Annotated in this window: 20 protein-coding genes; 7 read left to right on the top strand and 13 right to left on the bottom strand. The window is 71.2% G+C overall.

Translation table 11 applies throughout. The features are described 5' to 3' along the window. The first annotated feature begins 63 nt into the window (after window positions 1-63). Window positions 64-3,972, top strand: a complete 3,909-nt coding sequence (locus HHL10_RS12095; protein WP_169160618.1) for a PAS domain S-box protein — start codon at window positions 64-66, stop codon at window positions 3,970-3,972. A gap of 96 nt (window positions 3,973-4,068) precedes the next feature. Here HHL10_RS12095 and HHL10_RS12090 read toward each other — a convergent pair whose 3' ends face one another. From HHL10_RS12090 to HHL10_RS12075, 4 genes are all read right to left on the bottom strand, one after another. Next, a complete protein-coding gene (locus HHL10_RS12090) occupies window positions 4,069-4,932 on the bottom strand; it encodes a DMT family transporter (protein WP_169160617.1) in 864 nt (287 codons plus the stop codon). Window positions 4,933-4,950: 18 nt separating this feature from the next. Continuing rightward, a complete protein-coding gene (gene aroQ / locus HHL10_RS12085; protein ID WP_169160616.1) occupies window positions 4,951-5,391 on the bottom strand; it encodes a type II 3-dehydroquinate dehydratase in 441 nt (146 codons plus the stop codon). Window positions 5,392-5,507: 116 nt separating this feature from the next. Further along, complete coding sequence (gene aroE, locus HHL10_RS12080; protein ID WP_169160615.1) at window positions 5,508-6,332, bottom strand: shikimate dehydrogenase; 825 nt, start codon at window positions 6,330-6,332, stop codon at window positions 5,508-5,510. Between the two features lie 33 nt (window positions 6,333-6,365). Beyond that, on the bottom strand, window positions 6,366-6,752 hold the full coding sequence (locus HHL10_RS12075) for a VOC family protein (protein ID WP_169160614.1): 387 nt from the start codon (window positions 6,750-6,752) through the stop codon (window positions 6,366-6,368). Between the two features lie 275 nt (window positions 6,753-7,027). Between HHL10_RS12075 and HHL10_RS12070 the strand changes: the two genes are divergently transcribed. Further along, window positions 7,028-7,969 carry an AEC family transporter gene (locus tag HHL10_RS12070; RefSeq protein ID WP_169160613.1) on the top strand — a complete coding sequence of 314 codons (942 nt, stop codon included), beginning with the start codon at window positions 7,028-7,030 and terminating at the stop codon, window positions 7,967-7,969. Between the two features lie 15 nt (window positions 7,970-7,984). Here the strand turns inward: HHL10_RS12070 and HHL10_RS12065 are convergent, their stop codons facing one another. Together HHL10_RS12065 and HHL10_RS12060 are read right to left on the bottom strand one after the other, a co-directional pair. Continuing rightward, the gene (locus HHL10_RS12065) at window positions 7,985-9,088 is read right to left on the bottom strand and encodes a DUF3466 family protein (RefSeq protein WP_169160612.1); all 1,104 of its coding nucleotides are present in this window, start codon (window positions 9,086-9,088) and stop codon (window positions 7,985-7,987) included. Window positions 9,089-9,244: 156 nt separating this feature from the next. After that, a complete protein-coding gene (locus HHL10_RS12060; protein WP_169160611.1) occupies window positions 9,245-9,775 on the bottom strand; it encodes a DUF1269 domain-containing protein in 531 nt (176 codons plus the stop codon). Window positions 9,776-9,987: 212 nt separating this feature from the next. Here HHL10_RS12060 and HHL10_RS12055 point away from each other — a divergent pair, with 212 nt between their 5' ends. The 3 genes from HHL10_RS12055 to HHL10_RS12045 all read left to right on the top strand — a co-directional run bounded on the left by HHL10_RS12055 (window position 9,988) and on the right by HHL10_RS12045 (window position 13,466). Continuing rightward, window positions 9,988-10,773: an aldose epimerase family protein gene (locus tag HHL10_RS12055; protein WP_235971380.1), complete on the top strand. Its 786-nt coding sequence runs from the start codon at window positions 9,988-9,990 to the stop codon at window positions 10,771-10,773. A 310-nt stretch (window positions 10,774-11,083) separates the two neighbouring features. Continuing rightward, on the top strand, window positions 11,084-11,833 hold the full coding sequence (locus HHL10_RS12050; RefSeq protein ID WP_205833012.1) for a PEP-CTERM sorting domain-containing protein: 750 nt from the start codon (window positions 11,084-11,086) through the stop codon (window positions 11,831-11,833). Window positions 11,834-12,095: 262 nt separating this feature from the next. Then, complete coding sequence (locus tag HHL10_RS12045; protein WP_169160609.1) at window positions 12,096-13,466, top strand: calcium-binding protein; 1,371 nt, start codon at window positions 12,096-12,098, stop codon at window positions 13,464-13,466. Between the two features lie 45 nt (window positions 13,467-13,511). Here the strand turns inward: HHL10_RS12045 and HHL10_RS12040 are convergent, their stop codons facing one another. The 6 genes from HHL10_RS12040 to pdxA all read right to left on the bottom strand — a co-directional run bounded on the left by HHL10_RS12040 (window position 13,512) and on the right by pdxA (window position 19,662). Next, window positions 13,512-14,213: an SDR family NAD(P)-dependent oxidoreductase gene (locus tag HHL10_RS12040; RefSeq protein ID WP_169160608.1), complete on the bottom strand. Its 702-nt coding sequence runs from the start codon at window positions 14,211-14,213 to the stop codon at window positions 13,512-13,514. After that, window positions 14,203-15,171 carry a Bug family tripartite tricarboxylate transporter substrate binding protein gene (locus tag HHL10_RS12035; RefSeq protein ID WP_169160607.1) on the bottom strand — a complete coding sequence of 323 codons (969 nt, stop codon included), beginning with the start codon at window positions 15,169-15,171 and terminating at the stop codon, window positions 14,203-14,205. The genes HHL10_RS12040 and HHL10_RS12035 overlap by 11 nt, the downstream gene beginning before the upstream one ends. Window positions 15,172-15,444: 273 nt before the next feature. Next, complete coding sequence (locus HHL10_RS12030; RefSeq protein WP_169160606.1) at window positions 15,445-16,215, bottom strand: HpcH/HpaI aldolase family protein; 771 nt, start codon at window positions 16,213-16,215, stop codon at window positions 15,445-15,447. A 23-nt stretch (window positions 16,216-16,238) separates the two neighbouring features. Next, complete coding sequence (locus tag HHL10_RS12025; RefSeq protein ID WP_169160605.1) at window positions 16,239-17,408, bottom strand: iron-containing alcohol dehydrogenase; 1,170 nt, start codon at window positions 17,406-17,408, stop codon at window positions 16,239-16,241. A 14-nt stretch (window positions 17,409-17,422) separates the two neighbouring features. Next, entirely contained in the window at window positions 17,423-18,613 is a 1,191-nt protein-coding gene (locus HHL10_RS12020; RefSeq protein ID WP_310734584.1) for a sialidase family protein, read from the bottom strand. Continuing rightward, window positions 18,610-19,662: a 4-hydroxythreonine-4-phosphate dehydrogenase PdxA gene (gene pdxA / locus HHL10_RS12015; RefSeq protein ID WP_169160604.1), complete on the bottom strand. Its 1,053-nt coding sequence runs from the start codon at window positions 19,660-19,662 to the stop codon at window positions 18,610-18,612. Before pdxA ends, HHL10_RS12020 begins: the two co-directional genes overlap by 4 nt. Window positions 19,663-19,902: 240 nt before the next feature. Here pdxA and HHL10_RS12010 point away from each other — a divergent pair, with 240 nt between their 5' ends. Both HHL10_RS12010 and HHL10_RS12005 read left to right on the top strand, forming a co-directional pair. Beyond that, window positions 19,903-20,739: a DeoR/GlpR family DNA-binding transcription regulator gene (locus HHL10_RS12010; RefSeq protein WP_169160603.1), complete on the top strand. Its 837-nt coding sequence runs from the start codon at window positions 19,903-19,905 to the stop codon at window positions 20,737-20,739. Continuing rightward, on the top strand, window positions 20,736-21,905 hold the full coding sequence (locus HHL10_RS12005) for a four-carbon acid sugar kinase family protein (RefSeq protein WP_169160602.1): 1,170 nt from the start codon (window positions 20,736-20,738) through the stop codon (window positions 21,903-21,905). Before HHL10_RS12010 ends, HHL10_RS12005 begins: the two co-directional genes overlap by 4 nt. Here the strand turns inward: HHL10_RS12005 and HHL10_RS12000 are convergent. Continuing rightward, window positions 21,878-22,351: a DUF6152 family protein gene (locus tag HHL10_RS12000; protein WP_169160601.1), complete on the bottom strand. Its 474-nt coding sequence runs from the start codon at window positions 22,349-22,351 to the stop codon at window positions 21,878-21,880. The genes HHL10_RS12005 and HHL10_RS12000 overlap by 28 nt on opposite strands. Window positions 22,352-22,356 lie beyond the last annotated feature (5 nt).

Raw genomic sequence — 22,356 nt, 5'->3', positions numbered from 1 at the left:
CGGCCAGGCCCTCCTTTCGCCGGGTTCGAGTGAGGTCCTGGCCGGCGCCGGGACGGCTTGCCCATGATCGGCCTGGTCGAGGCCGTGATTCCGGACATCGCGGCCCACCGCCGGCGCGGCCTGCCGCTGGCGCAATACCTCGCGCGGCTGGTGTGGTGGTGCGTGCTGCCGCTGTCGCTGCTGGCGGGCTGGCTGGCATGGAACCGGGTGGACGAGGCGCGGCACGCCAGCGAGCGCGAGGCCATCAACCAAGCGCGCCAGGTCGCCGCCGCCGTGGACCAGTTCCTGGCCGCGCGCATCGCCGCGCTGCACGTGCTCGCGCGCTGGCCGCAGCCGCGCGAAGGCCTGCGCTGGCAGGCGCTGTACCAGGCGGCGCAGGACTTCCGGCAGCAGTTCGGCCACCACGTCGTGCTGGCCGACGCGCGGCGCCAGGTGCTGTTCAGCACCCGCGTGCCGCTGGGCACGCCGCTGCCGCCGCTGGTGCACCCGCCAGGCCGCGCGGCGACGCCGCTGGCCCTGACCACCGGGCGCGCGGCGGTGGGCGACCTGGTCGTCGGCGCGTTCTCGCCCGAGCCGGTGGTGGGCATCGCCGTGCCGGCCGAGCACCAGAGCGACGCTCCGCTGGTGCTGATGGCGGTGGTGGAGGCGCGCCAGCTGCAGCAGCAGCTCGACACGGTGCGGCTGCCCGCGGGCTGGGCACTGTCGCTGCTCGACGGCAGCGGCGCGGCCGTCGCCCGGCTCGCGCCGCCGTCGGGCACCTCGCTGCGCGAGGCCGCCCGCTTCACCGCCCCGCAGATGACCGCGCCCTGGACCGTGGCGGTGGAAATTCCGCGCAGCGTGTACCGCGCCCAATGGGTGGAGGCCGCCGGCGGGCTGGCGGTGGCGGTGCTGGTGGCCACGCTGCTGGCCCTGCTGGGCGGGCTGCTGGCCGGGCGGCGCCTGGGCCGCGCGGTGGCGGCACTGGCGCAGCCCGCCGGGGCGTCGACGGGCCGCACCGAGATCGCCGAGATCGCGGCCGTGCGCGGGCTGCTCGACGCCGCCCAGCGCGGCCGGCGCGAGGCCGAGGCCAGCCTCGACGCCAGCGAGGAGCGCTTTCGCGCCACCTTCGAGCAGGCGGCGGTGGGCATCGCGCTGCTGACGCCCGAGGGGCGCTGGCTGCGCGTCAACCGCAAGCTGTGCGACATCGTCGGCTACACGCCGCAGGAGCTGATGGCGCTGCGCTTCCAGGACATCACGCACCCGGACGACGTGGCGCCCGACTGGCAGGCCTCGCGCCGCCTGCTGGCGCGCGAGATCACGCAGTACGCGCTGGAGAAGCGCTACATCCGCAAGGACGGCAGCCTCGTCTGGGCCAACCTGACGGTGTCCATGACCTGGCGGGCCGACGGCGGCCCGGACTGCTTCATCTCCGTGGTCGAGGACATCCAGGCCCGCAAGCAGGCCGAGCAGGCGCTGCGCGAAAGCGAGCAGCGGCTGCAGCTCTTCATCGAGCACGTGCCGGTGGCGCTGGCGATGTTCGACCGCGACATGCGCTACCTGGCCGTGAGCCGGCACTGGATCAGCACCTTCGGCCTGGACGGACGGCCGCTGGTCGGACGGCTGCACTACGAGGTATTCCCGGACGTGCCCCAGCGCTGGAGGGAGGTGCACCGGCGCGGCCTGGCCGGCGAGGTGGTGCAGGCCGAGGCCGACAGCTTCGAGCGGCGCGACGGCCGCCGCCAGTGGATGCGCTGGATGGTGCGGCCCTGGCACCAGGGCGACGGCGGCGTGGGCGGCATCGTCATCTTCACCGAGGACATCACGCAGCGCGTCGAGGCCGAGGCGGCGCTGCGCGAGCAGGAAGCCGCGGCGTTGCAGGCGCAGCGCGAGGCGCGGCAGGCCGCGCTCGACCTGATGGAGGAGGCGGTGGTGGAGCGCGCCCGCGCCGAGGCCGCCAACGCCGCGCTGCGCGCCAGCCAGGCCCAGCTGCGCAAGCTGGCGCAGGCGGTGGAGCAGGGCACGGAAACCATCATGATCACGGACGTCGAGGGCCGCATCGAGTACGTCAACGAGGCCTTCGTGCGCCAGACCGGCTACGCGCGCGAGGAGGTGCTCGGCCGCAACCCGCGCCTGCTGCAGTCGGGCCGCACGCCGCGCGAGACCTACGCGTCGATGTGGCGCGCGCTGCTGGCGGGCCAGACCTGGAAGGGCAGCTTCGTCAACCGCCGCCGCGACGGCGGCGAGTACGTCGATGCCGCCATCGTCACGCCGCTGCGCGGCGACGGCGGCGCCGTGACGCACTACGTCTCGGTGCAGGAGGACGTGACCGAGAAGATGCGCATGGCCAAGGAGCTGGAGGCGCACCGCCACCACCTGGAGGAGCTGGTGCAGCAGCGCACCGCAGAGCTGGACCAGGCGCGCGCCGTGGCCGAAACCGCCAGCCGGGCCAAGAGCGCCTTCCTGGCCAACATGAGCCACGAGATCCGCACGCCCATGAACGCGATCCTGGGCCTGACGCACCTGCTCACGCGCGAAGGCCCGACGCCGCAGCAGGCCACGCGGCTGTCCAAGATCGAGGGCGCGGCGCGGCACCTGCTGTCGATCATCAACGACATCCTGGACCTGTCGAAGATCGAGGCCGGCAAGCTGCAGCTGGAAGAGCGCGACTTCGCGCTGCAGGCGCTGCTGGACCATGTGCGCTCGATCATCGGCGACGCCGCCGCGGCCAAGGGCCTGCGCATCGACATCGAGGCCGATGCCCGGCCGCTGTGGCTGCGCGGCGACGACACGCGCGTGCGCCAGGCGCTGCTCAACTACGCCGGCAACGCGGTGAAGTTCACGGCGCGCGGCCACATCACGCTGCGGGCGCGGGTGCTGGAGGAGCGCCGGGAGCGGCTGCTGCTGCGCTTCGAGGTCGAGGACAGCGGCGCGGGCATTCCCGAGGCGCAGCTGCCGCGGCTGTTCGAGGCCTTCGAGCAGGCCGACCTGTCCACCACGCGGCGGCATGGCGGCACGGGCCTGGGGCTGGCCATCACGCGGCGGCTGGCCGCGCTCATGGGCGGCGAGGCCGGCGCCCGCAGCACGCCGGGGCAGGGCAGCACCTTCTGGTTCACGGCCTGGCTGGGGCGCGGCGCGCCGCTGCGTGCCGGCGCGCCGGAGCTGGCGCAGGCCGAGGCCGAGCTGCGGCTGCGCCATGCCGGCGCGCGCGTGCTGCTGGCCGAGGACAACGCCGTCAACCGCGAGGTGGCGCTGGAGCTGCTGCGCGGCGCCGGGCTGCAGGTGGACGTGGCCGAGAACGGGAAAGTCGCCGTGGAGCTGCTGCGGCGGCAGGCCTACGACCTGGTGCTGATGGACGTGCAGATGCCGGTGATGGACGGGCTGGAGGCCACGCGCGCGCTGCGCTCGCGCCCCGAACTGGCGACCCTGCCGGTGCTGGCCATGACCGCCAACGCCTTCGACGAGGACCGCGCGGCCTGCCTGGCCGCGGGCATGAACGACTTCGTGGCCAAGCCGGTGGACCCGGAAGCGATGTACGCCACGCTGCTGAAGTGGCTGCCCGAGGCCCGGGTGCCGGCCCGGGCGCCGCAGCCCGTGGACGCCGGCGTGCCGGCGCAGGGCGACCTGGTGGCGCGGCTGGCGCTGCACCCGGGCGTGGACGTGGCCGAGGCGCTGTCGAACCTGCCGGGCATGGAGGACCGCTACGAGTCGCTGCTGCAGCTGTTCGCCCAGCACCACGGCGAGGATGCGGCCAGGCTCGCCGGGCTCCTGGCGCGCGGGGACCGGCGCGGCGCGCTGCTGCTGGCCCATTCACTCAAGGGCGTGGCGGCCACGCTGGGCGCCACCGAGCTGACCGCGGCGGCCCGCGCGCTGGAGAGCCGCCTGCGCGAGAACGAAGGCGCGGCCGACACGGCCGAGCTGCAGCGCCTGGCGGGCGATCTCGCCCGTGCGCTGGACCCGCTGGTGCGGCTCATCCGGGGCGAGAGCGGGAGCTGAGCCGAAGCAGCGGGTTGAAAGTGAAGCTCCGGCGCCGCAACGGCGCGTTCGCACCACGCGGCGGCAGCATCACGGCGCGCCAGCAGCCCTCACCCCTCAGCGCCCCGCCCTGTGCCCCGCCAGCCAGGTGCCGCCCACGCCGCAGGCGGCGATGACGGCGATGCCCAGCAGCGTCCAGGCGTCGGGCGCGTGGCCGAACACCAGCCAGCCCGCCAGCGTGGCGAAGCCGACCTGGGCGTAGAGGAAAGGCGTGAGCGTGGGCGCGCGAGCGTGGCCGTAGGCCATGGTCAGCATGGTGTGGCCGGCGGTGCTGAACACCGCCATCAGCGCCAGCAGCGCCCACAGTTGCGGCTGCACCGGCCAGGGGCCGGCCCAGGGCAGCGCCAGCGTCGTCACGCCCACCGCCACGCTGCCCGTCCACAGCTGCAGCGTGGCGGCGTCGTTCTCGCGCATGAGGCGGCTGGTGAGCAGCTGGTACACCGCGTTGACCACTACCAGCGCCAGGGGCAGCAGCATCGCCCACTTGAAGTCCCGCGCGTCGGGCTGGATCACCAGCAGCGCGCCGCCGAAGCTGCCCGCCACCAGCGCCCACTGCGGCAGCGTCACGCGCTCGCCCAGCCGGGTGGCCGCCAGCAGCGTGATCAGCAGCGGCGTGAGCATCATCAGCGCCGTGAACTCGCCGATGGGCAGGTGTCGCAGGCTTAGGAAGGCCAGCACGCCCGAGCCCGAGAACAGCAGCCCGCGCAGCGCATGCAGCAGCGGCCGGCGCGTGGCGAAGGCGCCGCGGCCCTTGCGCGCCACCACCAGCGCGCCGGTGGCCGCGGCCTGCAGCAGGTAGCGGAACCACATCGCCACCAGCACCGGCACCGCGGCGCCCACGGCCTTGGCGGTGCTGTCCAGCGCCGCGAAGCTGGCCGTGGCCAGCACCAGCAGCGCGATGCCCAGGCGCTCGCCCTTCATCGGCTGCCCATCGGCGGCTCAGCCCTGCTGCACTGCCGACACCGCCGCGCGCAGGCCCAGCAGGTAGCTGTCCACGCCGAAGCCGGCGATCTGGCCGCGCGCGATCTCGGCGATCACGGACACGTGGCGGAAGGCCTCGCGCGCGTGGATGTTGGACATGTGCACCTCGATGATCGGGCACTTGAGGATGGCCAGCGCGTCGCGCAGGCCGTAGCTGTAGTGCGTCCAGGCGCCGGCGTTGATGATCACGGCGTCGGTGCCATCGGTGTGGGCGCGGTGGATGCGCTCGGCCATCTCGCCTTCGAAATTGGTCTGGAAGCACTCCACCTCCGCGCCCAGCTCCTGCCCCAGCGCGCGCAGCTGGTCGTCGATCTGCGCCAGCGTGGCGGTGCCGTACTGCTTGGGATCGCGCTTGCCGAACATGTTGAGGTTGATGCCGTGCAGCGTGAGGATCTTCATGGGGCTTCCTGAGTCGTGGAGGGAGAACAAGGGCGGCCGCGGGACTGAGCGCCGCGGCGGCCGGCGAAAAAGGCCGGCAGCTTACCCGCCCGGGGCCCGGGGCCCGGGGCGCGGGGTCACACCAGCGGCACGGCCCACTGGCGCCGCAGCGCCGCGGTGTCGGGCCGCACGCCGCGCCACCAATTGAAAACCTCCGCCGCCTGCTCCAGCAGCATGCCCAGGCCGTCGGCCAGCCGCGGCACGCCCGCATCCCGCGCCAGGCGCAGGAAGGGCGTCAGGCCCCGGCCGTAGGCCATCTCGTAGGCCAGCCGCGCGCCGGCGAACACCGCCGCCGGCACGGCCGGCAGCTCGTCGCTCAGGCTGGCCGAGGTGGCGTTGAAGACGAGGTCGAAGGCCGAGCCGCCCAGCTCGTCCAAGCCGCAGCCGCGCACGGCGCCGGCGCCGCACTCGTGCGCCAGCGCCAGCGCCCGGGCCGCCGTGCGGTTGGCGATGACGATCTCCGCCGGCCGCTGCTGCAGCAGCGGCAGCAGCGCGCCACGGGCCGCGCCGCCGGCGCCCAGGATCAGCAGGCGCCGGCCCGCCAGCTCGAAGCGCTGGTTGCGCAGCAGATCGTTGACCAGGCCGACGCCGTCGAAGTTGTCAGCGCGCACCCGCGCGCCGTCGAAGGTCAGCGCGTTGGCCGCGCCGGCCAGCCGCGCGGCATCGGAGGCCTCGGTGGCGTAGGCCACGGCGTCGAGCTTGAAGGGCGCCGTGACGTTGACGCCCCGCCCGCCCTGGGCCCGGAAGGCGTCCACCGTGGCGGCGAAGCCGCCGGGCGTGACGGGCGCCTCCAGGCGCAGGTACTGCAGGTCATGCCCGAGCTGGCGGGCGAACTCGGCGTGGATCTGCGGCGATTTCGCCTGCGCCACGGGGTTGCCGACGATGGCGTAGCGGTCGGTCATGGCCGGTCTCCTGGTGCTGGCTCGGGCCGGGCCTCAGGCGCGCGGGTCCACCGCCAGCGCCGCCTGCACCGAGCCGGGGCTGGCCTGCATGATCTCCACGGCCAGGCCGTCGGGCAGGCGCAGCCAGTTGCGGCCCTGCGGCATCTCGCTCACGCCGAAAGGCTTTGCCGCCTCCAGCGCCGCGTCCAGATCGTTGGTCATCACGCCCAGGTGCGCCAGGCGTCCTTCCGGGCCTTCAAAGGCCGGATCGTGGATGAACTGCATGCCGCCGAGGGTCCAGACCTGGCGCGGCGCGGCCGGGTCGCCGTCCACCTTGCGGATGCTCAGGCCCAGCACCTCGCGGAAGAAACGCAGGTGCCAGTGGATGTCCTTCACGCGCACGGCGACATGTTCGAGATAGGACTGCGGATGGTCGCTCATGGAATTCCTCGGAGATGGGGCGGGGCGGCGGGGCGGCAGCGGCGGCCGTGCCGGGGCGGCCGTGCCGGATGCGCGGCAGGGTTGCCACGATAAGCCGCGCGCGGCACGATCTTGCCGTCTGGGAAACCGATTTCTGCTGTCCCGGCCCGCATGGCGGGACGGCCGGACCCCAGTGCATCGACAGACCACGGGTAAACCCTTAAGGTGCCCGGTCGCCTTCGGGCGGCCGGGCTGCCGCAGCCCGTGCTGCCCGCGCTCTTTTTGTCCGCCCGCCGATGCTGCACATCCTCTCCATCACCGTTCCCATCTACCTGCTGATCGCGCTGGGCTTCCTGGCCGGGCGGCGTGGCTGGTTCGACAAGGCCGAGATGCGGGTGCTGGGCCGCTTCGTGATCCAGCTGGCGCTGCCGGCGTTGATGTTCCAGGCGCTGTCCTCGCGCCGGGTGGGTGAGATCCTCAACGGCAGCTTCCTGCTGGCCTACGCGCTGGGCTCGCTGGCGGTGATGCTGGCCGCCTTCACCTGGGCGCGCCGGGTGAAGCGGCGCGACATCACCTTCAGCGCCTACTTCGGCCTGGGCATGAGCGCGTCCAACAGCGGCTTCGTCGGCTACCCGATCGTGGTGCAGTTCCTGGGGCCGGTGGCGGCGGTGGCGATGGCGCTGACCATGCTGGTGGAGAACCTGCTGATGATCCCGGTGGCGCTGGCGCTGGCCGACGGCGGCAACAGCTCCAAGGTCTGGCACGCGACGCTGGCGCGCACGCTGCGGCGGCTGGCGGGCAATCCGCTGATCCTGTCGATCTCGGCCGGGCTGGCGATGTCGGTGCTGGGCCTGCAGCTGCCCGCCCCGGTGGCGCGCGCGGTGCAGCTGCTGGCCAATGCCTCGGCGCCGGTGGCGCTGTTCGTGATCGGCGGTTCACTGGTGGGACTGCAGCTGCACGGCAAGCTGCGCAGTGTGGCGGCCATCGCGCTGGGCAAGCTGATCCTGCACCCGCTGGCGGTGCTGGCGCTGCTGATGCTGGTGCCGCTGGAGGGCCCGCTGCGCGCGGCGGCGCCGGCCTTCGCCGCCATGCCGATGCTCAGCATCTTTCCCATCCTGGCGCAGGCGCATGGCGAGGAGAACTTCGCCGCCGCCGCGCTGCTGCTGACCATGCTGCTGTCCTTCCTCACCATCAGCGTGTGGCTGTGGCTGCTGAAGGCCGGGCTGGGGTGGGTGTGAGGCCCGGGGGCCGCCTCAACGTCCCCAATCCGGGATCAGCATCACGGCGCGATTCGAGGTGAAGGGGCGCTGCTGGTCGCGCAGCACGCCGGCGCCGACGATCACGCCGTCGTTGTTGATGTCGTTGCCCTCGGTCAGCTGGTACCAGCCCTGGTCGAGCGCCGTCTTCAGGCCCGACAGGCCGATCTGCCCGCGCTGCGGGTCCCACAGCGTCAGGTTCTCGTGCGGGTCGCCGAGGCGGTCGAAGTTGTAGCCCACCACCTGCCCCTTGCGGTTGATCGCCACCCCGGCCGTGCCGAAGCAGCAGCCCGGGCGCTGCAGGTTGACCACCTGGCCCTCGCGGGTGGCAAAAGCGAAGGTCTCGAAGTCGAAGGGTCGGTTGCTGGCCCACATCGTCCCGGCCACTTCGCCCCGCTCATTGATGCCGGAGGGCACCAGGTTGTCGAACTCCGCGGGCGGGCGCAGCAGCTCGGCACCCTGCTGGCGCGACAGCCGCACTCCCTGCCTGACGAGCCGGCCCTCACGCCACTTTTCGCGGAAACCCACGATCTCGCCCTTGCGGTTGATGGCCGTGGCCTGCGCGGAGCGGCCGCCCCAGCGGCCCAGGTCGGTCATGCGCCCCTTGTGGTAGTGGAAGGCATGCGTCACGCCGGGCGCCATCTCGAACCAGCCGACGATCTCGGAGCGGTCGTTGATGGCGGTAGCCACCGATTCGCCGCCGACAGGCGACATCAGCAACTGCAGCTGATGGTTCTTCCAGAGAAAAGCCTGTTTCTTGTCACCGCACAGGTACCAGCCCACGATTTCCCCGTCGGCGTTGATGCCCGTGGCCTCGCCGGGGCCATCGGTATAAATCGGGACGGGCAATTTTCCCAGTTCGAACAGCGCCGGGCGCATTTCGCCGGCGATATTGAAGGTGACATACCCCGCCGCCTGGCGCCTGGTATTGAGCGAGCGCGCATAACTGGAGCCGTTTTCCAAGGTGCCCAGCGCATGCACCTGGTAGCGTGGCGGCACCTTGTTCAGGGCGGCGGCTGAATGGGTTTGCGCGTCCTGCGCCCAGCCCGGGTGGAATATGGACGCCCCGACCAGCAAACCGGCAAGAAGAAAGCGTTTCATAAGGTCTCCCACAGGCTCAGGCAGCCTGCGGAAAACACTTCAAGCCAGGGCACCCAACCTTGTCCACACCGGGCTTTTAGCCCATTCGAGGCAGAGTCCTGGGAAAACCCCCGGATGCCCGGCCACGCCGCGGTTTGTCGTACCTGTCAAATGACTTTAGGCCGTGCCCGCCGCAGCCGCCCCGCCGCTGAGCGCCTGCTGCAGCCGCGCCTCCTGCTCGGGCGACAGCGAGGAGCGCAGCACCCGGCCCTTGAAGCGGGACAACTGCTCCAGCACCTTATCCGGCTGCACCTTGCGCACCAGCACGAAAATGGCCGAGTTATTCGGTTGCAAGGTTTGGGCAATGGAGCGGATGAAATCGTCGTTGATGCCGTAGTCGGTGATCTTTCCGGACAGCGCGCCGCTGCCGGCGCCGACCATGGTGCCCACGGCAAAACCGGCCAGGGGATTCAAAAATAGCAGGCCCACCAGCGAGCCCCATAATCCGCCCCACAACCCGCCCGAGGCCGCGCCCATGCCGACCAGATTCACGCTCTGCTTGAGCTTGATTTCTCCGTCCGGGCGGCGCACCACCACCACGGCATCCTCCAGGTCGATCAGATACTCCTGCTGCAGGCGGCGCAGCTCGTCCAGCACCTCGTCGGCCTGGGTGGGATTGTCGAAAGCAACGGCGATCATTTCAGCCATGTCAGGCTCCTTCGAAGGGGGAGCCCGCGGGGCGGCAAGCGCCGTTCCCTGGCTCACCCGCTTCCGGCGCGACGCACCACGACGCCCAGGATTGGGCGCGATGGCGCAGGGCAGGAGGCTAGAATGCCCAAATCACGGCACCCAGTGGTTTCATCATTTTCAATGAAAGCCACGCGGTATTTTCATCCAATTCAACCCTGGGATTCATGGTCATGACCCTGCTCACGCACCGCCCGCTGGGGGCACAAGTCCTGCAGGCCGATTTGAGCGGTACGCCCGTGTTCTATTGCAGCCCGCTGGCGAGCCAGTTCATGGGCCCGGCGCGCGGCGGTGTGCCGGTGCTGTTTCCGCAGTTTGCGGACGTGGGCCCGCTGGTCAAGCATGGCTTTGCCCGCAATATGGACTGGACGCTGCTGGAGCATGGCGCCGACGCCGGGCAGGAGCGGCTGCATTACGTGCTCGAAATTGCCAAGGGTGACGTTTCGGTCTGGCCCCATGCGGTGCGGCTGGAGCTGGAAGTATGGGCGCAAGGCCAGCGCGTGGATTTCCGCTTCACGGTGTTGAATACCGGCGACAGCGAATTTTCCTTCACCGGTGGGCTGCACCCGTATTTCGCGGTGGACGACTCATTGCAGGCGCGCGTGCTGGGGCTGCAGGGTTTGCCGGTGTCGGACCGCTACCAGCCGGAGCTCACGCGGCAGGACGAGGCGGAGCTGCAATTCGGTGAGAACATTGTCGAGCGGCTGTATGCCGGCAGCCCGGCATTGACGCTGCTGAGCGGCGCCACGCGCCTGAAACTCACTGCCTCGAATTTCAGCGAATGGATGGTGTGGAACCCGGGCCGCGAGGGCGCGCAGGCATTGAAGGATTTGCCGGACGGGGATTGGCGCCAATTCATCTGCATCGAGCCGGTGCGGGTAAGGCAGCCGGTGGTGCTGGCAGTGGGGGAGAAATTCGTGGGGATGTTGGGGGTTGAGGTGGAGGAGCGGGCAGCGTAACTGGCACAGCACGCCGCTTTGCACGGTCCACGCGCTGCGTCGAGCGGGACTCGGCCGCAGCAGTAACGTCATGCCTGCCTTCGCGGGCACGATGAACCAGTGGCGCCGTACCTGTACTGATGGCTGCCTACCTCCAGTCAAATCCCCACCGACTCGGCCTGCCCCTTTTCCTCCCCGGCGCCCCATTCCGGATTTCGTGCCGCAAGCGCCATGCCCCAGGCGCGCTGCCGCATCCAGCGGGTTCGCCACCTCCACGGGAAACCGGATTGCCCGCCCCGTGCCGGGCCGTGCGCCCGCAAGGAGATGCGCCATGAAGTTCATGCTTCCCCTGCTGCTTGCCGCCGCCGCGCCGGGTGCCCTGGCCGCGCTGAGCGCCCACATGGAGTTCAACAATCTGCGCGTCGAGGTCACGGACCTGACGCCGGACGACGGCATCGCGGCGGGCCACCAGGTCCTGGGCATCCTCGGCAGCTACGCCTCCGTGCAGGTCAAGCAGGACGGCGGTTCCGAGTGGGCCTACGAGCCGCAGCAGCGCTCGATCTCGTTCCGGATGCAGAAGCCCTGGGGCTGGGGCTACAGCGAAGTCACCGCCACCCAGGACCGCTTCCACGTGGTGGCCGAGGGCATGGCCGGGGAGGGCGCGTCGCTGCGCGGCGGCGTCAACGTCCACACCTTCGGCGAGCTGACCCACCTGCTGGCGCCGTTCACCGCCGCGACCGTGACCGCGGACTACCTCATGGAGATGCACGCGGACCGGGTGCCGGGTGCGCCCAGGAGCGAATTCGTCGGCGGCTACCTGGCCTCCTACCTGGACACCTTCGAGGCCCGCGCCTATGCCAACCCGAAGTTCGGCCCCAGCGACGTGCGGCTTGCCGGGCGGGTCACGGCCACCTTCGTCAATGACAGCAACGGGGCAGCGAGCTTCACCCACCTCTTCCTGGGCGAGTTCGACGCCCGCCCCGCCGCGCTGATTCCCGAGCCCGCCAGCAGCGCGCTTTTCGCAGCGGGACTGGGCCTGCTGGGGCTGCGCGCCCGCCGGCGCCGGGGCGCCACGGTCTGAGCGCAGCCCCAGGCTGATGCAGGGCGCGGCGTCCGCCGGGAGCCGGGCCTCGGGAGGACAAGCAACCTCCGTCGAGACGGCCGGGCGCTCGGGCTCGATGCCCGGGCAGGCCGCCTTAGCCCTCTAACTACAATCCCGTTGGTTGCCCGGGAAACGGCCACTGTCGCGGGCAGCGCCTGCGCCGGCGCGCCCGGCCGGCCCACATGGATCAGAACCGCGCGCGAGCAAGAAAGCCGCCGCCGCCAACAAGGAGAACAACACCATGGCGATCTTCGACGCCAGCACCAGCACCGTGGCCATCAAGCTCAACACGCCGGCCATCGGCATGTTCAATTTCTGGCTGGGCACGCCCAATGTGCTGGACTTCGGCCAGATCACGGCCTTCACCCCCACGGTCTTTGCCGCGCGGGATGCCGCCACCGGCTACCGCGTGACCTGGGAAGGCATCGGGCTGAGCTACGCGGGGGGCGAGCCCAGCGGCACGATCAAGGCCTTTTCCATGGTCAACAGCGCCGGCGCCCCGGTGTACCGGTTCAGCGGCTTCGAGCTGTGGATCACGACCGACCCGGACGCGGACCTGCCCGTCGAGGAGATGATGAACATCGTGCTGGCCGGCAACGACCAGATCCGAGGCGGCAGCGCGTCGGACGTGCTCAGCGGCTACGCCGGCAACGACAGCCTCTTCGGCGGCGCGGGCAACGACAGCCTCTCGGGCGGCGCCGGCAATGACACGCTGGACGGGAGCCTCGGCGCGGACCAGCTGGTCGGCGGCGCCGGCAGCGACACCTACATCGTGGACAACGCCGGCGACCGCGTGCTCGACCTCAACGCCGCGGCCGCCGAGATCGACACGGTGCTGGCCGGCGTGTCCTGGACGCTGGGCGTCAACGTGGAGAACCTGCAGCTCACCGGCTCCGCGGCCCTCAACGGCACGGGCAACGCCGCCCACAACCTCATCACCGGCAACGCGGCGGCCAACACGCTCAGCGGCGACGCCGGCAACGACACGCTCAACGGCGGCGCGGGCAATGACCTGCTGATCGGTGGCACGGGCAACGACACCTACGTGGTCGATGCCGTGGGCGACCGGGTGACCGAAACCTCCACCCTGGCCACCGAGATCGACACGGTGCAGGCGGCCGTCAGCTACGCGCTGGGCGCCAATGTGGAAAACCTGGTGCTGCTGGGTGCCGCAGCCCTCAACGGCACGGGCAACGCCGCCAACAACGTGATCACCGGCAACGCGGCAGCCAACACGCTCGACGGCGGCGCGGGCAACGACGTGCTCATCGGCGGCGCCGGGACCGACCGGCTCACCGGCGGCATCGGCAACGATGTCTTCCGCTTCGCGGCATGGACCGACCTGGGCCTGGGCACGGCGCGCGACGTCATCACCGACTTCACGCGCGGACAGGACAGGATCGACCTCTCGCTGATCGACGCCAACGCGGCCCTGGCCGGCGACCAGGCCTTCAGCCTCGTCACCACCGGCTTCGGCACGGCCGCCGGCCAGGTGCGCTACGCCGGCGGCATCGTGTCCATCAACACCGACACGGACGCGGCGGCCGAGTACGAGATCCAGCTCATCGGCACGGTGCCCACGGCGCTGGGCGCGACGGACTTCGTGCTGTAAAGACAGGGCGGCGGGCGGGCGTGGCGGCCCGCCGCCGGCCGTCGCTCAGCGCGGCAACGAAGACCCGCCGCAAATTTGAACGTCCTGCCCGGTGATGGCCGCGGCCGCATCGGACAGCAGGAACGCCACCAGCGCCGCCACCTCGTCGGGCCGGATCAGGCGGCCGATGGGTGGCAGCCTGGGCTGCGACGCGGCGCGGCCCGGGTCGGCCAGCATGGGCGTGTCGGTGGCGGCCGGGGACACGACGTTGACCGTGACGCCCTGCGCCGCCACTTCCGCGGCCCAGCTGCGCGCCAGCGCCACCAGCGCCGCCTTGCTGGCCGCGTACTGGCTGCGCCCGGGCATGCCGGCCGACACCCGGCTGCCAATCAACACCAGGCGCCCGCGGCCGGCCGCGGCCATGCGCGGCAGCAGCGCGTCGGCCAGCCGGGTGGCGGCGTCCACGTGCAGCCGCCACATCAGCTCGCCGTCAGCGGGCTGAAGCTGCCCCAGCGGGGCCGGGCGCAGCACCCCGGCGGCATGCACCACGGCGTCGGGCGGCTCCCTGTCGGCCAGCACCTGGCCGAGCGCGTCGCCGTCGCCCAGGTCCACCCGCAGCGTCGCCAGGGCCGGATGGTCGATGGCCGCCGGCCCGCGCTGCAGCCCGGTCACCTGCCAGCCCTCGGCCAGCAGCCGCTGGGCGATGGCCAGGCCGATGCCCGAGGAGCTGCCGGTGACCAGCGCCCGGCGCGGTGCCTCACTCGGCACGGATGCGCCCCTCGGCAATGATCTTGGCCGCGCGCGCCATGTCGTCGCGCTGGAAGCTCACGAAGTCGTTGATCGAGCCCGGCGTCACCAGCACGCCCTGCTGCTGCAGCTTGTCGCGCATCTCGCCGTTCAGGGCCTTGTTGACCTCGGCGTTGAGCTTCTGGGCAATGTCCGCCGGCAGCTTGGCCGGCGCCCACAGCCCGTACCAGCTGTAGAACTCGTAGCCCGGCACCGTCTCGCCCACCGTCGGCACGTTGGGCAGGCTCGGCACGCGCTCCTTGGAGGTCACGGCAACGACCTTCAGCTGCCCGGCCTTGGCGTACGAGGAGGAGCCGAGGATGGGATCGATGAAGCCGTCGATCTGCCCGCCGATGAGGTCCTGGTAGGCCGGCGCCGAGCCCTTGTAGGGCACGATCAGGTACTCGATGCCGCTGGCGCGGCGCAGCAGCTCGGTGGAGAGGTGGCCGGCCGAGGCCGTCGAGCCGATGGCGAAGCTGAGCTTGCCGGGGTTGGCCTTGGCATAGGACACCAGGCTCTTCACGTCCGAGATCGGCAGGTTCTTGTTGATCGCCACCGCCAGCGGCGCCTTGGCCACCAGCGCCACCGGCGCGAAGTCCTTGACCACGTCGTAGGGTGCGCTCTTCAGGGTCATGGGCGTCGTGGTCAGCGTCGAGGCGCTGAACAGCAGCGTGTGGCCGTCGGCCGGCGCGTTCTTCACCGCCACCGCGCCGATGGTGCCGGCGCCGCCGGGACGGTTGTCCACCACCACCGTCTGGCCCATCTGCTCGCCGAGCTTCTGCGCCAGCTGGCGCGCCACCACGTCCAGCGTGCCGCCGGGCGGGAAGGGCACGACCATGGTGATGGTCTTGGACGGATAGCCGCCCTGCGCCGTCGCGGCCACCGAAGCGGCCAGCAGCCCAGCGGCCGCAGCCGCGCGAAGAAGATGACGTCGTTGCATGGTTTGTCTCCTGGGTCGTTCAGGACAGTGCTCCGCCACGCCGCCCCGCAAAGGGGAGCGCTGGAGCGTTTTTCTTGCCGGTGGAAGGTGGAATCAGGCAGGTTGAGACGGATGCACAAACTCCGTCTCTTCTTTCGATGAAGTAATTCCGTTCGTCCTGAGGTATCGAAGGATGAACGGCCCCCACCGTGATGCAGCCATCGCAGGCTGTCGGATTCGCACTTCGATACCTCAGTGCGAACGGATTACTTCACGAGCAAAACAAGAATGGAATCAGCGCTGCACGTAGCGCGCCGCGACCGCATCCGCGCCGGCGATGAGCAGGTGCAGGTCGGTGCCCACGCCAACCATCGTTGCGCCGGCCTCGAAGTAGTACTCGGCCTTGCCGTCGGCGGCCAGCACGCCGGCGGCCTTGCCCGCGGCGTTGGCGGTGCGGAAGGCCTGCGCGATGGCGGCCTGCACGTCCGGGTGGCCGGACTGGCCGCGGTAGCCCAGGCTGGCGGCGAGGTCCGAGGGGCCGATGAAGACGGCGTCCACGCCCGGCACGCGGCAGATGGCGTCCAGCTCGTCCAGCGCCTCGCGCGACTCGATCTGCACGATCACGCCGATCTCGTCGTTGGCGCGGGCCATGTAGTCCTTGTAGCGGGTGTAGTTGCCGGCGCGGGTGCTGCCGGCCACGCCGCGCAGGCCTTCGGGCGCGAAGCGGGTGAAGGCCACGGCGTCGCGCGCCTCGGCCGCCGAGCGCACGTTGGGAATCATGACGTTCGGTGCGCCGGCATCGAGCACGCGCTTGATCCAGGTGCCGTCCAGCACCGGCACGCGCACGATGGGCGCAACCTCGCGCCCGCGCACGGCCAGCAGCTGCTGGCCGACCTGGTGCAGGTCGGTGGGGCTGTGCTCCATGTCGAACAGCAGCCAGTCGAAGCCCGAGTCCGCCAGGACTTCGGCAATGGGCTGGTGCGCGAAGGTCACCCACAGGCCGACCTGGCGGCGGTTCGCCAGCAGGGCCTGCTTGAAGGTGTTGCGGGGGAGGGAATTGTTCATGCTTGTCTCCTTCAGTCTTGTCGTTACAGCAGCGCGGCGTAGAGGGCGCGCATGTCCTCGCGGCTCATGGGCCGCGGGTTGTTGTCCAGCAGCCGCGTGACCTTGGATGCGCCCTCGACCAGGCCGTCCAGGTGCGTCTCGTCGATGCCCCAGCCGCGCAGGTGCGCCGGCACGCCCAGGTCGGCGTTGAGGCGTTTCAGCTCCTCGACGAAGGCGCCGCCGGCCTCGGCGTCGCTCAGGCCCTCGGTGTCCAGGCCCATGGCGCGTGCCATGGCGGCAAAGCGCTTCTCGTTGCCCACCAGGTTGAACGCCATTACCGAGGGCAGCAGGATGGCGTTGGACAGCCCGTGCGGCATGCGGTACTTGCCGCCCAGCGGGTAGGCCAGCGCGTGCACGGCGGTGGTGCTGGAGGTGGCGATGCACACGCCACCCCAGTAGGCGCCCATGAGCATGTCCTCGCGCGCCGCCACGTCACGGCCATCGGACACGGCGCGGCGGATGCTGCGCGCGATCAGGCGGATGGCCTCCAGCGCGTACAGGTCGCTGAAGGGGTTGCCCTTCCTGGAGCAGTAGCACTCGATGGCGTGCGTGAGCGCGTCCATGCCGGTGGAGGCGGTGACGGCCGGCGGCAGGGTCAGCGTGAGCAGCGGATCGAGGATCACCGCGTCGGGCATGAGCCGCGCGCTGACGATGCCCACCTTCAGCTCGTCCTCGGGGACCAGGATGATCGAATTGGGCGTGGCCTCCGAGCCGGTGCCGGCCGTGGTCGGCACCATGACCGTGGGCAGGCCGCGCGCCGGGATCTCGGCCTTCTTCGACAGCAGCTCGCGCAGGTCCTGCTTGTGCGCCAGCAGCACGGCCACGATCTTGGCCACGTCCATGGCGCTGCCGCCGCCAATGCCGACCACCAGGTCCGGCGCGCCGGCGGCGTGCGCCGCTTCCATGATGGCTTCCACGTCGCGCACGTCGGGCTCTGGCGGCGTGCTGTCGATCAGCGTGACGCGCAGGCCGGCCGCTTCCAGCGCGGCGCAGGGCCCCTGCACCAGGCCGGCGGCAGCGACGCCCTTGTCGCTGACCACCAGCGCATGGCGGGCGCCGAAGTCGGTTCCAGCCAGCGCGGCCAGCTGCTCGATGCTGCCGGCGCCGGCGATGACGCGGCCCGGGTTGAGGATGGCGTAGGTCGATGCGCTCATGCTCGGGCGCTCCTTCATGCGGTGGTCTGCTGGGTGATCCAGTCCGGCATCAGCCGCACGTGGCGGATGTGCTGGCGGAACACGGTGTAGGCCAGGTGCAGCGCGCCGTCGGCGCCCTGGCGCAGGGACGGGTAGGAATATTCGCGGTTCAGGCGCTGCGCGGAGTTGTTGCTCATGCAGTAGCCGTCGCCCACCTCCAGGTGGCGCTGCCACGGCCAGGTCAGGCCGTCGTCCTCGGACAGCGCCAGCGTCAGCGGCGCACGCGGCGCGCCCCAGAAGGCGCGGCGCGCGGGCGCTTCGGCGGCCGTGGTCGCGCCCGCAACCGGCTGCGCCTTGTCGCTGCCCTGGCCCTCGTCCTCCAGCTCGTCGTAGAGCGACTCGCGCCGGGCGGTGGCGTCCTTCGCGCTGCTGGCGTTGAAGATCATCGCCAGCCGCCCGTCGGCCAGGCGCAGGGCCTGGATGGAGGAATTGTTGTTGGGCAGCACGGTGGGCTGCGGAGCGCTCCAGCTCAGGCCGCCGTCCTCGCTGTGGCTGCGGTAGACGTGATCGGCCCAGCGGCTGCGGAAGAAGGCCAGCAGGCCGCCTTCCTTGGCGGCGGGCACGATGCTCATGTGCACGCAGCCCAGGCTGCCGGGCACCTCGATGCGCTGCCAGGAGGCGCCCTGGTCGGTGGAGCGCAGCACGGCGCTGTCATCCAGGCTGCCGTCCCAGGCCTGGCCCGGGAGAGTGCGGCAGTTGAAGATGGGCAGCAGCCAGCTGCCGTCAGGCTGGATTTGGACCGGCTGGCGCACGAAGGTGCCCGGGGGCGCGTCCTTCAGCGTCTCGGTCGGGGCCCAACTGCGGCCGTTGTCGTGCGAGACGCGCCGGCGCACCACCGAGGTGTCCTGGTGCCCGGCGGTCTGCGCGGTGTGCAGCAGCCACAGCTCGCCGTTGGGCGCGGGGAACAGGATCGGGTTCTGCTCGGAGCGGTCCGGGTCGTCGGAAAGCTGCACCGGCTCGCTCCACTGGCGCGAGCCCGGCTCCAGCCGCGACATGAACACCGAGATGTCGGACTTGCCTTCCATCGTGCCGCCGAACCAGACGCAGGCCAGCGTGCCGTCGGCCAGCACCATCAGGTTGGCGGCATGGGCCTGGACGCGGGGCGAGGGCAGGTCGGCCACTTCGCGTGCCGGGTCCTCGGCGTGGGGGTGCAGCCGGCCGCTCACGACTGCGCTCCCGCCGTGGCCGGCTGGGCCGCCGCGACGGCCTTGCGGCCGGCAATGAGCTGGAGGGCGTACTCGGCCGCCTCGACCACGCTGTTGGCGTTGGCCACGCCCTTGCCGGCGATGTCAAAGGCCGTGCCGTGGTCCACCGAGGTGCGCAGGATCGGCAGGCCCAGCGTGATGTTGACGCCACTGATGGCCTGCCAGGCGCCCGTGGCCGGATCGACCTGGAAGCCCAGCAGCTTGAGCGGGATGTGGCCCTGGTCGTGGAACATCGCCACCACCGCGTCGAACTGTCGGCCACGCATCTTGATGAACACGGTGTCGCCAGGCACCGGGCCGATCAGGCCCTGGCCGCGGTCGGTGTACTCCTTGATGACGGGGGCGATGATGCGGTCGTCCTCGGTGCCCAGGATGCCGCCCTCGCCGCAGTGCGGATTGAGGCCGGCCACGGCCACGCGCGGCTGCTCGATGCCCAGCGCGCGCATGGCGTCCAGCGTGACGTCGAAGACCCGGCGCAGCCGCTCGGGCGTGATGCGGCGCGGCACGTCGGCCAGCGCGCAGTGGGTGGTGACGTGCGTGACGCGCATGTCGCCGTGGGCCAGCATCATCACGGCGTCGCGCTGGCCGGTCAGGTGCGCTAGCAACTCGGTGTGGCCTTCGAAATGATGGCCCGCCAGGTGCAGCGCCTCCTTGGACAGCGGCCCGGTGACGATGGCGTCCGCCTCGCCGGCCTGCACCATGCGCGTGGCCTTTTCCACGGCACGGTAGGCCCACTCGCCGCCCGCGGCCGAGACCTGGCCGGTGACGACCGGCGCATCGACCGGGCCGACATCGACCATGCGGTAGAAGGCGCGCCCGTCAGCGCCGGCGGCCGGCAGGCCCAGCGTGGCCTCGGCTTGCGCCATGGCGGCCGCGCTGCCCAGGACGATGAATTCGGCGCGGCCGGCCTGCACCAGGGCAGCCATCTCGCGGGTGGCCTTGGCAATGATCTCGGGCCCGATGCCGGCGGGATCGCCCATCGTGAAGGCCAGTCGGATGGGTGTGCTCATGTCGCGGTCCATGGATGAGTGAATGAGGTCAGGCGGCCTGGAGGCGGAGCGGCATGCGGATGCGCGCCGGTGCAGCTTTGTGATCGTTCATGGCGTTGTCTCCGGGGTTGTTGCGCCTTCTGATGACGCTTCGTGAAAACCAGTGATCGAATTCAATCACAAGAATCCACAAACAATCAACATCAATCACAAAACACCACTCGCTGTGGCATGATTGACCACAAGCAACCGGATCACGCCATGTCCTCGATTCCAGACACCACCGCCACTGCGGATGCGTCCGCCTCGCCGCTGCTGCCGGCGCAGCGGCGCCAGCGCATCGTCGATTTCCTGCGCGTGCACGGCGCGGTCACCATCGGCCAGCTCGAACAGGCGTTGGGCGCATCGCTGTCCACGCTGCGGCGCGACCTGGACACTCTGGCGGCCGAGGGCGTCGTGGACCGCACGCATGGCGGCGCGCTGCTGCGCCAGCAGGCACCGGAATACGCCACCTTCGAGCCCGAGCCGGAAGCGGCGGCCGAGCTGTCACCGCGCGAGAAGGCGGCCATCGGGCAGGCCGCGGCCGAGGCGCTGCTGCCGCGCCAGAGCGTGATCTTCGACAGCGGCACCACCGTACTGGAAGCCGCGCGCGCGGCGGTGCGGCGCCAGATTCCGCTCACCGCCGTGACCAACGACCTCGTCATCGCCCAGGTGCTGGGCAAGTCGCCGCTGGTGCAGGTGCACATGCTCGGCGGGATGCTGCGTCCCGGCAGCACCACCGTGATCGGCCAGACGCTCATCGACCAGGCCGGCGCGCTGCGCGCCGACGTGCTGCTCATGGGCGCGCACGCGGTGACGGAGAACGTGATTTCCGAGACCTCGGCCGAGCTGGCCGCGGTCAAGCGCGCGCTGATGAAGGCGGCCAACAGCACGCGGCTGCTGGTGGACTCCTCGAAGTTCCGGCCGCGTGCCTTCATGCGAATCGCCGCGCTGGACGAGGTGGGTGAGCTGGTCACCGACAGCGGCCTCTCGGCCGCCGAGGAGGAGCGGCTGCGCGCGCTGGATCTCAAGCTGACCGTGGTGAAGGTGCAGCCATGACCACGCTGCGCATCCTGGCCGATGACCTGACCGGCGCGCTGGACTGCGCCGCCGCCTTCGGCGCCGGCGTGCCGGTGCACCTGGGGCAGCCGGCGCCTGGCCCGGCCTCGGCCATCGACATCGTCGCCACTGCCACGCGCGACGTGCCGATGGAGGCCCTGCCGGACCTGCTGGAGCCCAGCCTGGCGTGGCTGCGGGACGCGGACATCGCCTTCAAGAAGGTGGACAGCCTGCTGCGCGGCAACACTTTCGATGAGGCGGACCTGCTGGCGCGGCAGGGCGGCTTCCAAGGCATCGTTTTCGCGCCGGCTTTTCCAGCGCAGGGGCGCGTCACCGAGGACGGCCGGCAATGGGTCGTGCGGCCCGATGCGGCGCGCTCCCCCGTCGCAGACGTCTCCATCACTGAGGCCCTGCGCGGGCGTGGCTGGCGCGTGCTGTCCGGCCCGCAGGACTCGGGCGCGGCGCAGCCCGGCTGGGCCTGGATTCCCGACGTCCGCAGCGATGAGGAAATGGCGGCGGTGGCCGCGCTGGCCGGGCGCCCCGAGGCGGCGCGCTGGCTGTGGTGCGGCAGCGCCGGGCTGGCGCATGCCCTGGCGGGGAAGCTGCGCTCCGCAGGCGTGGACGCTCCCGCAGATGAGGCCGGCACGGGCGCCGCGATGCTGGTGAGCGCCAGTTATCACCCGGTGTCGCGCCAGCAGTGGCGCGTACTGCGGCAGTCGCGCTGGGCGGACCAGTGCTTCGATGCCTCCGATCCGGCGGCGTTGGTGTGTGAGGCGCAGCGCTATCCGCGCCTGCTCGATCTGTCTCCGCAGGAAAAGATCACGGCCGCCGAGGCGGCGGCGCTGCTGTCACGCCAGGCGGTGCTGATGGCCAAACAGGCGCCGCGCCCGGGCGTGCTGGTGGTCGTGGGCGGCGACACCCTGCTGGCGCTGTGCCGGGCGCTGGGCGCGCAGGGCCTGCGCTCCGAGCGGGCGCTGCGGCGGCCGGGCTGGGGCAGCGCGCGGCTGGTGGGCGGGCGCTGGGATGGCGTGGTCTGCCACACGCGCTCGGGGGCCTTCGGCGGGCCGGGGGATCTGGTTGAAGTGCTGGACGACGTGGAGAGGGCGAGCGTGCAGGCCGGCCCGCCCGGCCACCGGGCTCACGCCGGCGACGACCTCAGCCCATAAGTCTTGCCGTCCAGGAACAGGTACTCGGCGCGCAGCACCGGGTCGCCCTTTTCCTCGGCAAAGGTGAAACCCAGCACGCCGACGCTGGTGTCGCGCTCGATGCGCGGGACGTTCCAGGCCTGCATGCGCGTCAGCGGCGCGAGCTCGACGGTCCAGCGCTTGTCCTTGCGGCTGGGCAGCTTGGCGTTGGCCAGCAGCGTGGTGCCGTCCACGTTGGCGCTCTGGGCCGGCAGCGGGCGTTGGCGCAGGTCTGGCGGCAGGGCCAGCGTGGGCGGCAGCTCCAGCACCAGCTCCACGTGCGGATTGCGCCAGCGCACTTCGCGCGCCGCGCCCTCGATGTAGATGGGGCGGCTCTGGTCAAAGCTGCTCCAGCCATGGTGCGCGCGCGCGGTGCGCAGCAGGGCCAAGGCCCCGGAGGCCAGCAGCAGTCGTCTCTTGAGATCCATGGGCG

The sequence above is a fragment of the Azohydromonas caseinilytica genome, assembly GCF_012927045.1.
Classification (GTDB): Bacteria; Pseudomonadota; Gammaproteobacteria; order Burkholderiales; family Burkholderiaceae_C; genus Azohydromonas; species Azohydromonas caseinilytica.
Note: the sequence above shows the minus strand (reverse complement) of the source record. Positions and strands in the feature narration are given on the sequence as shown.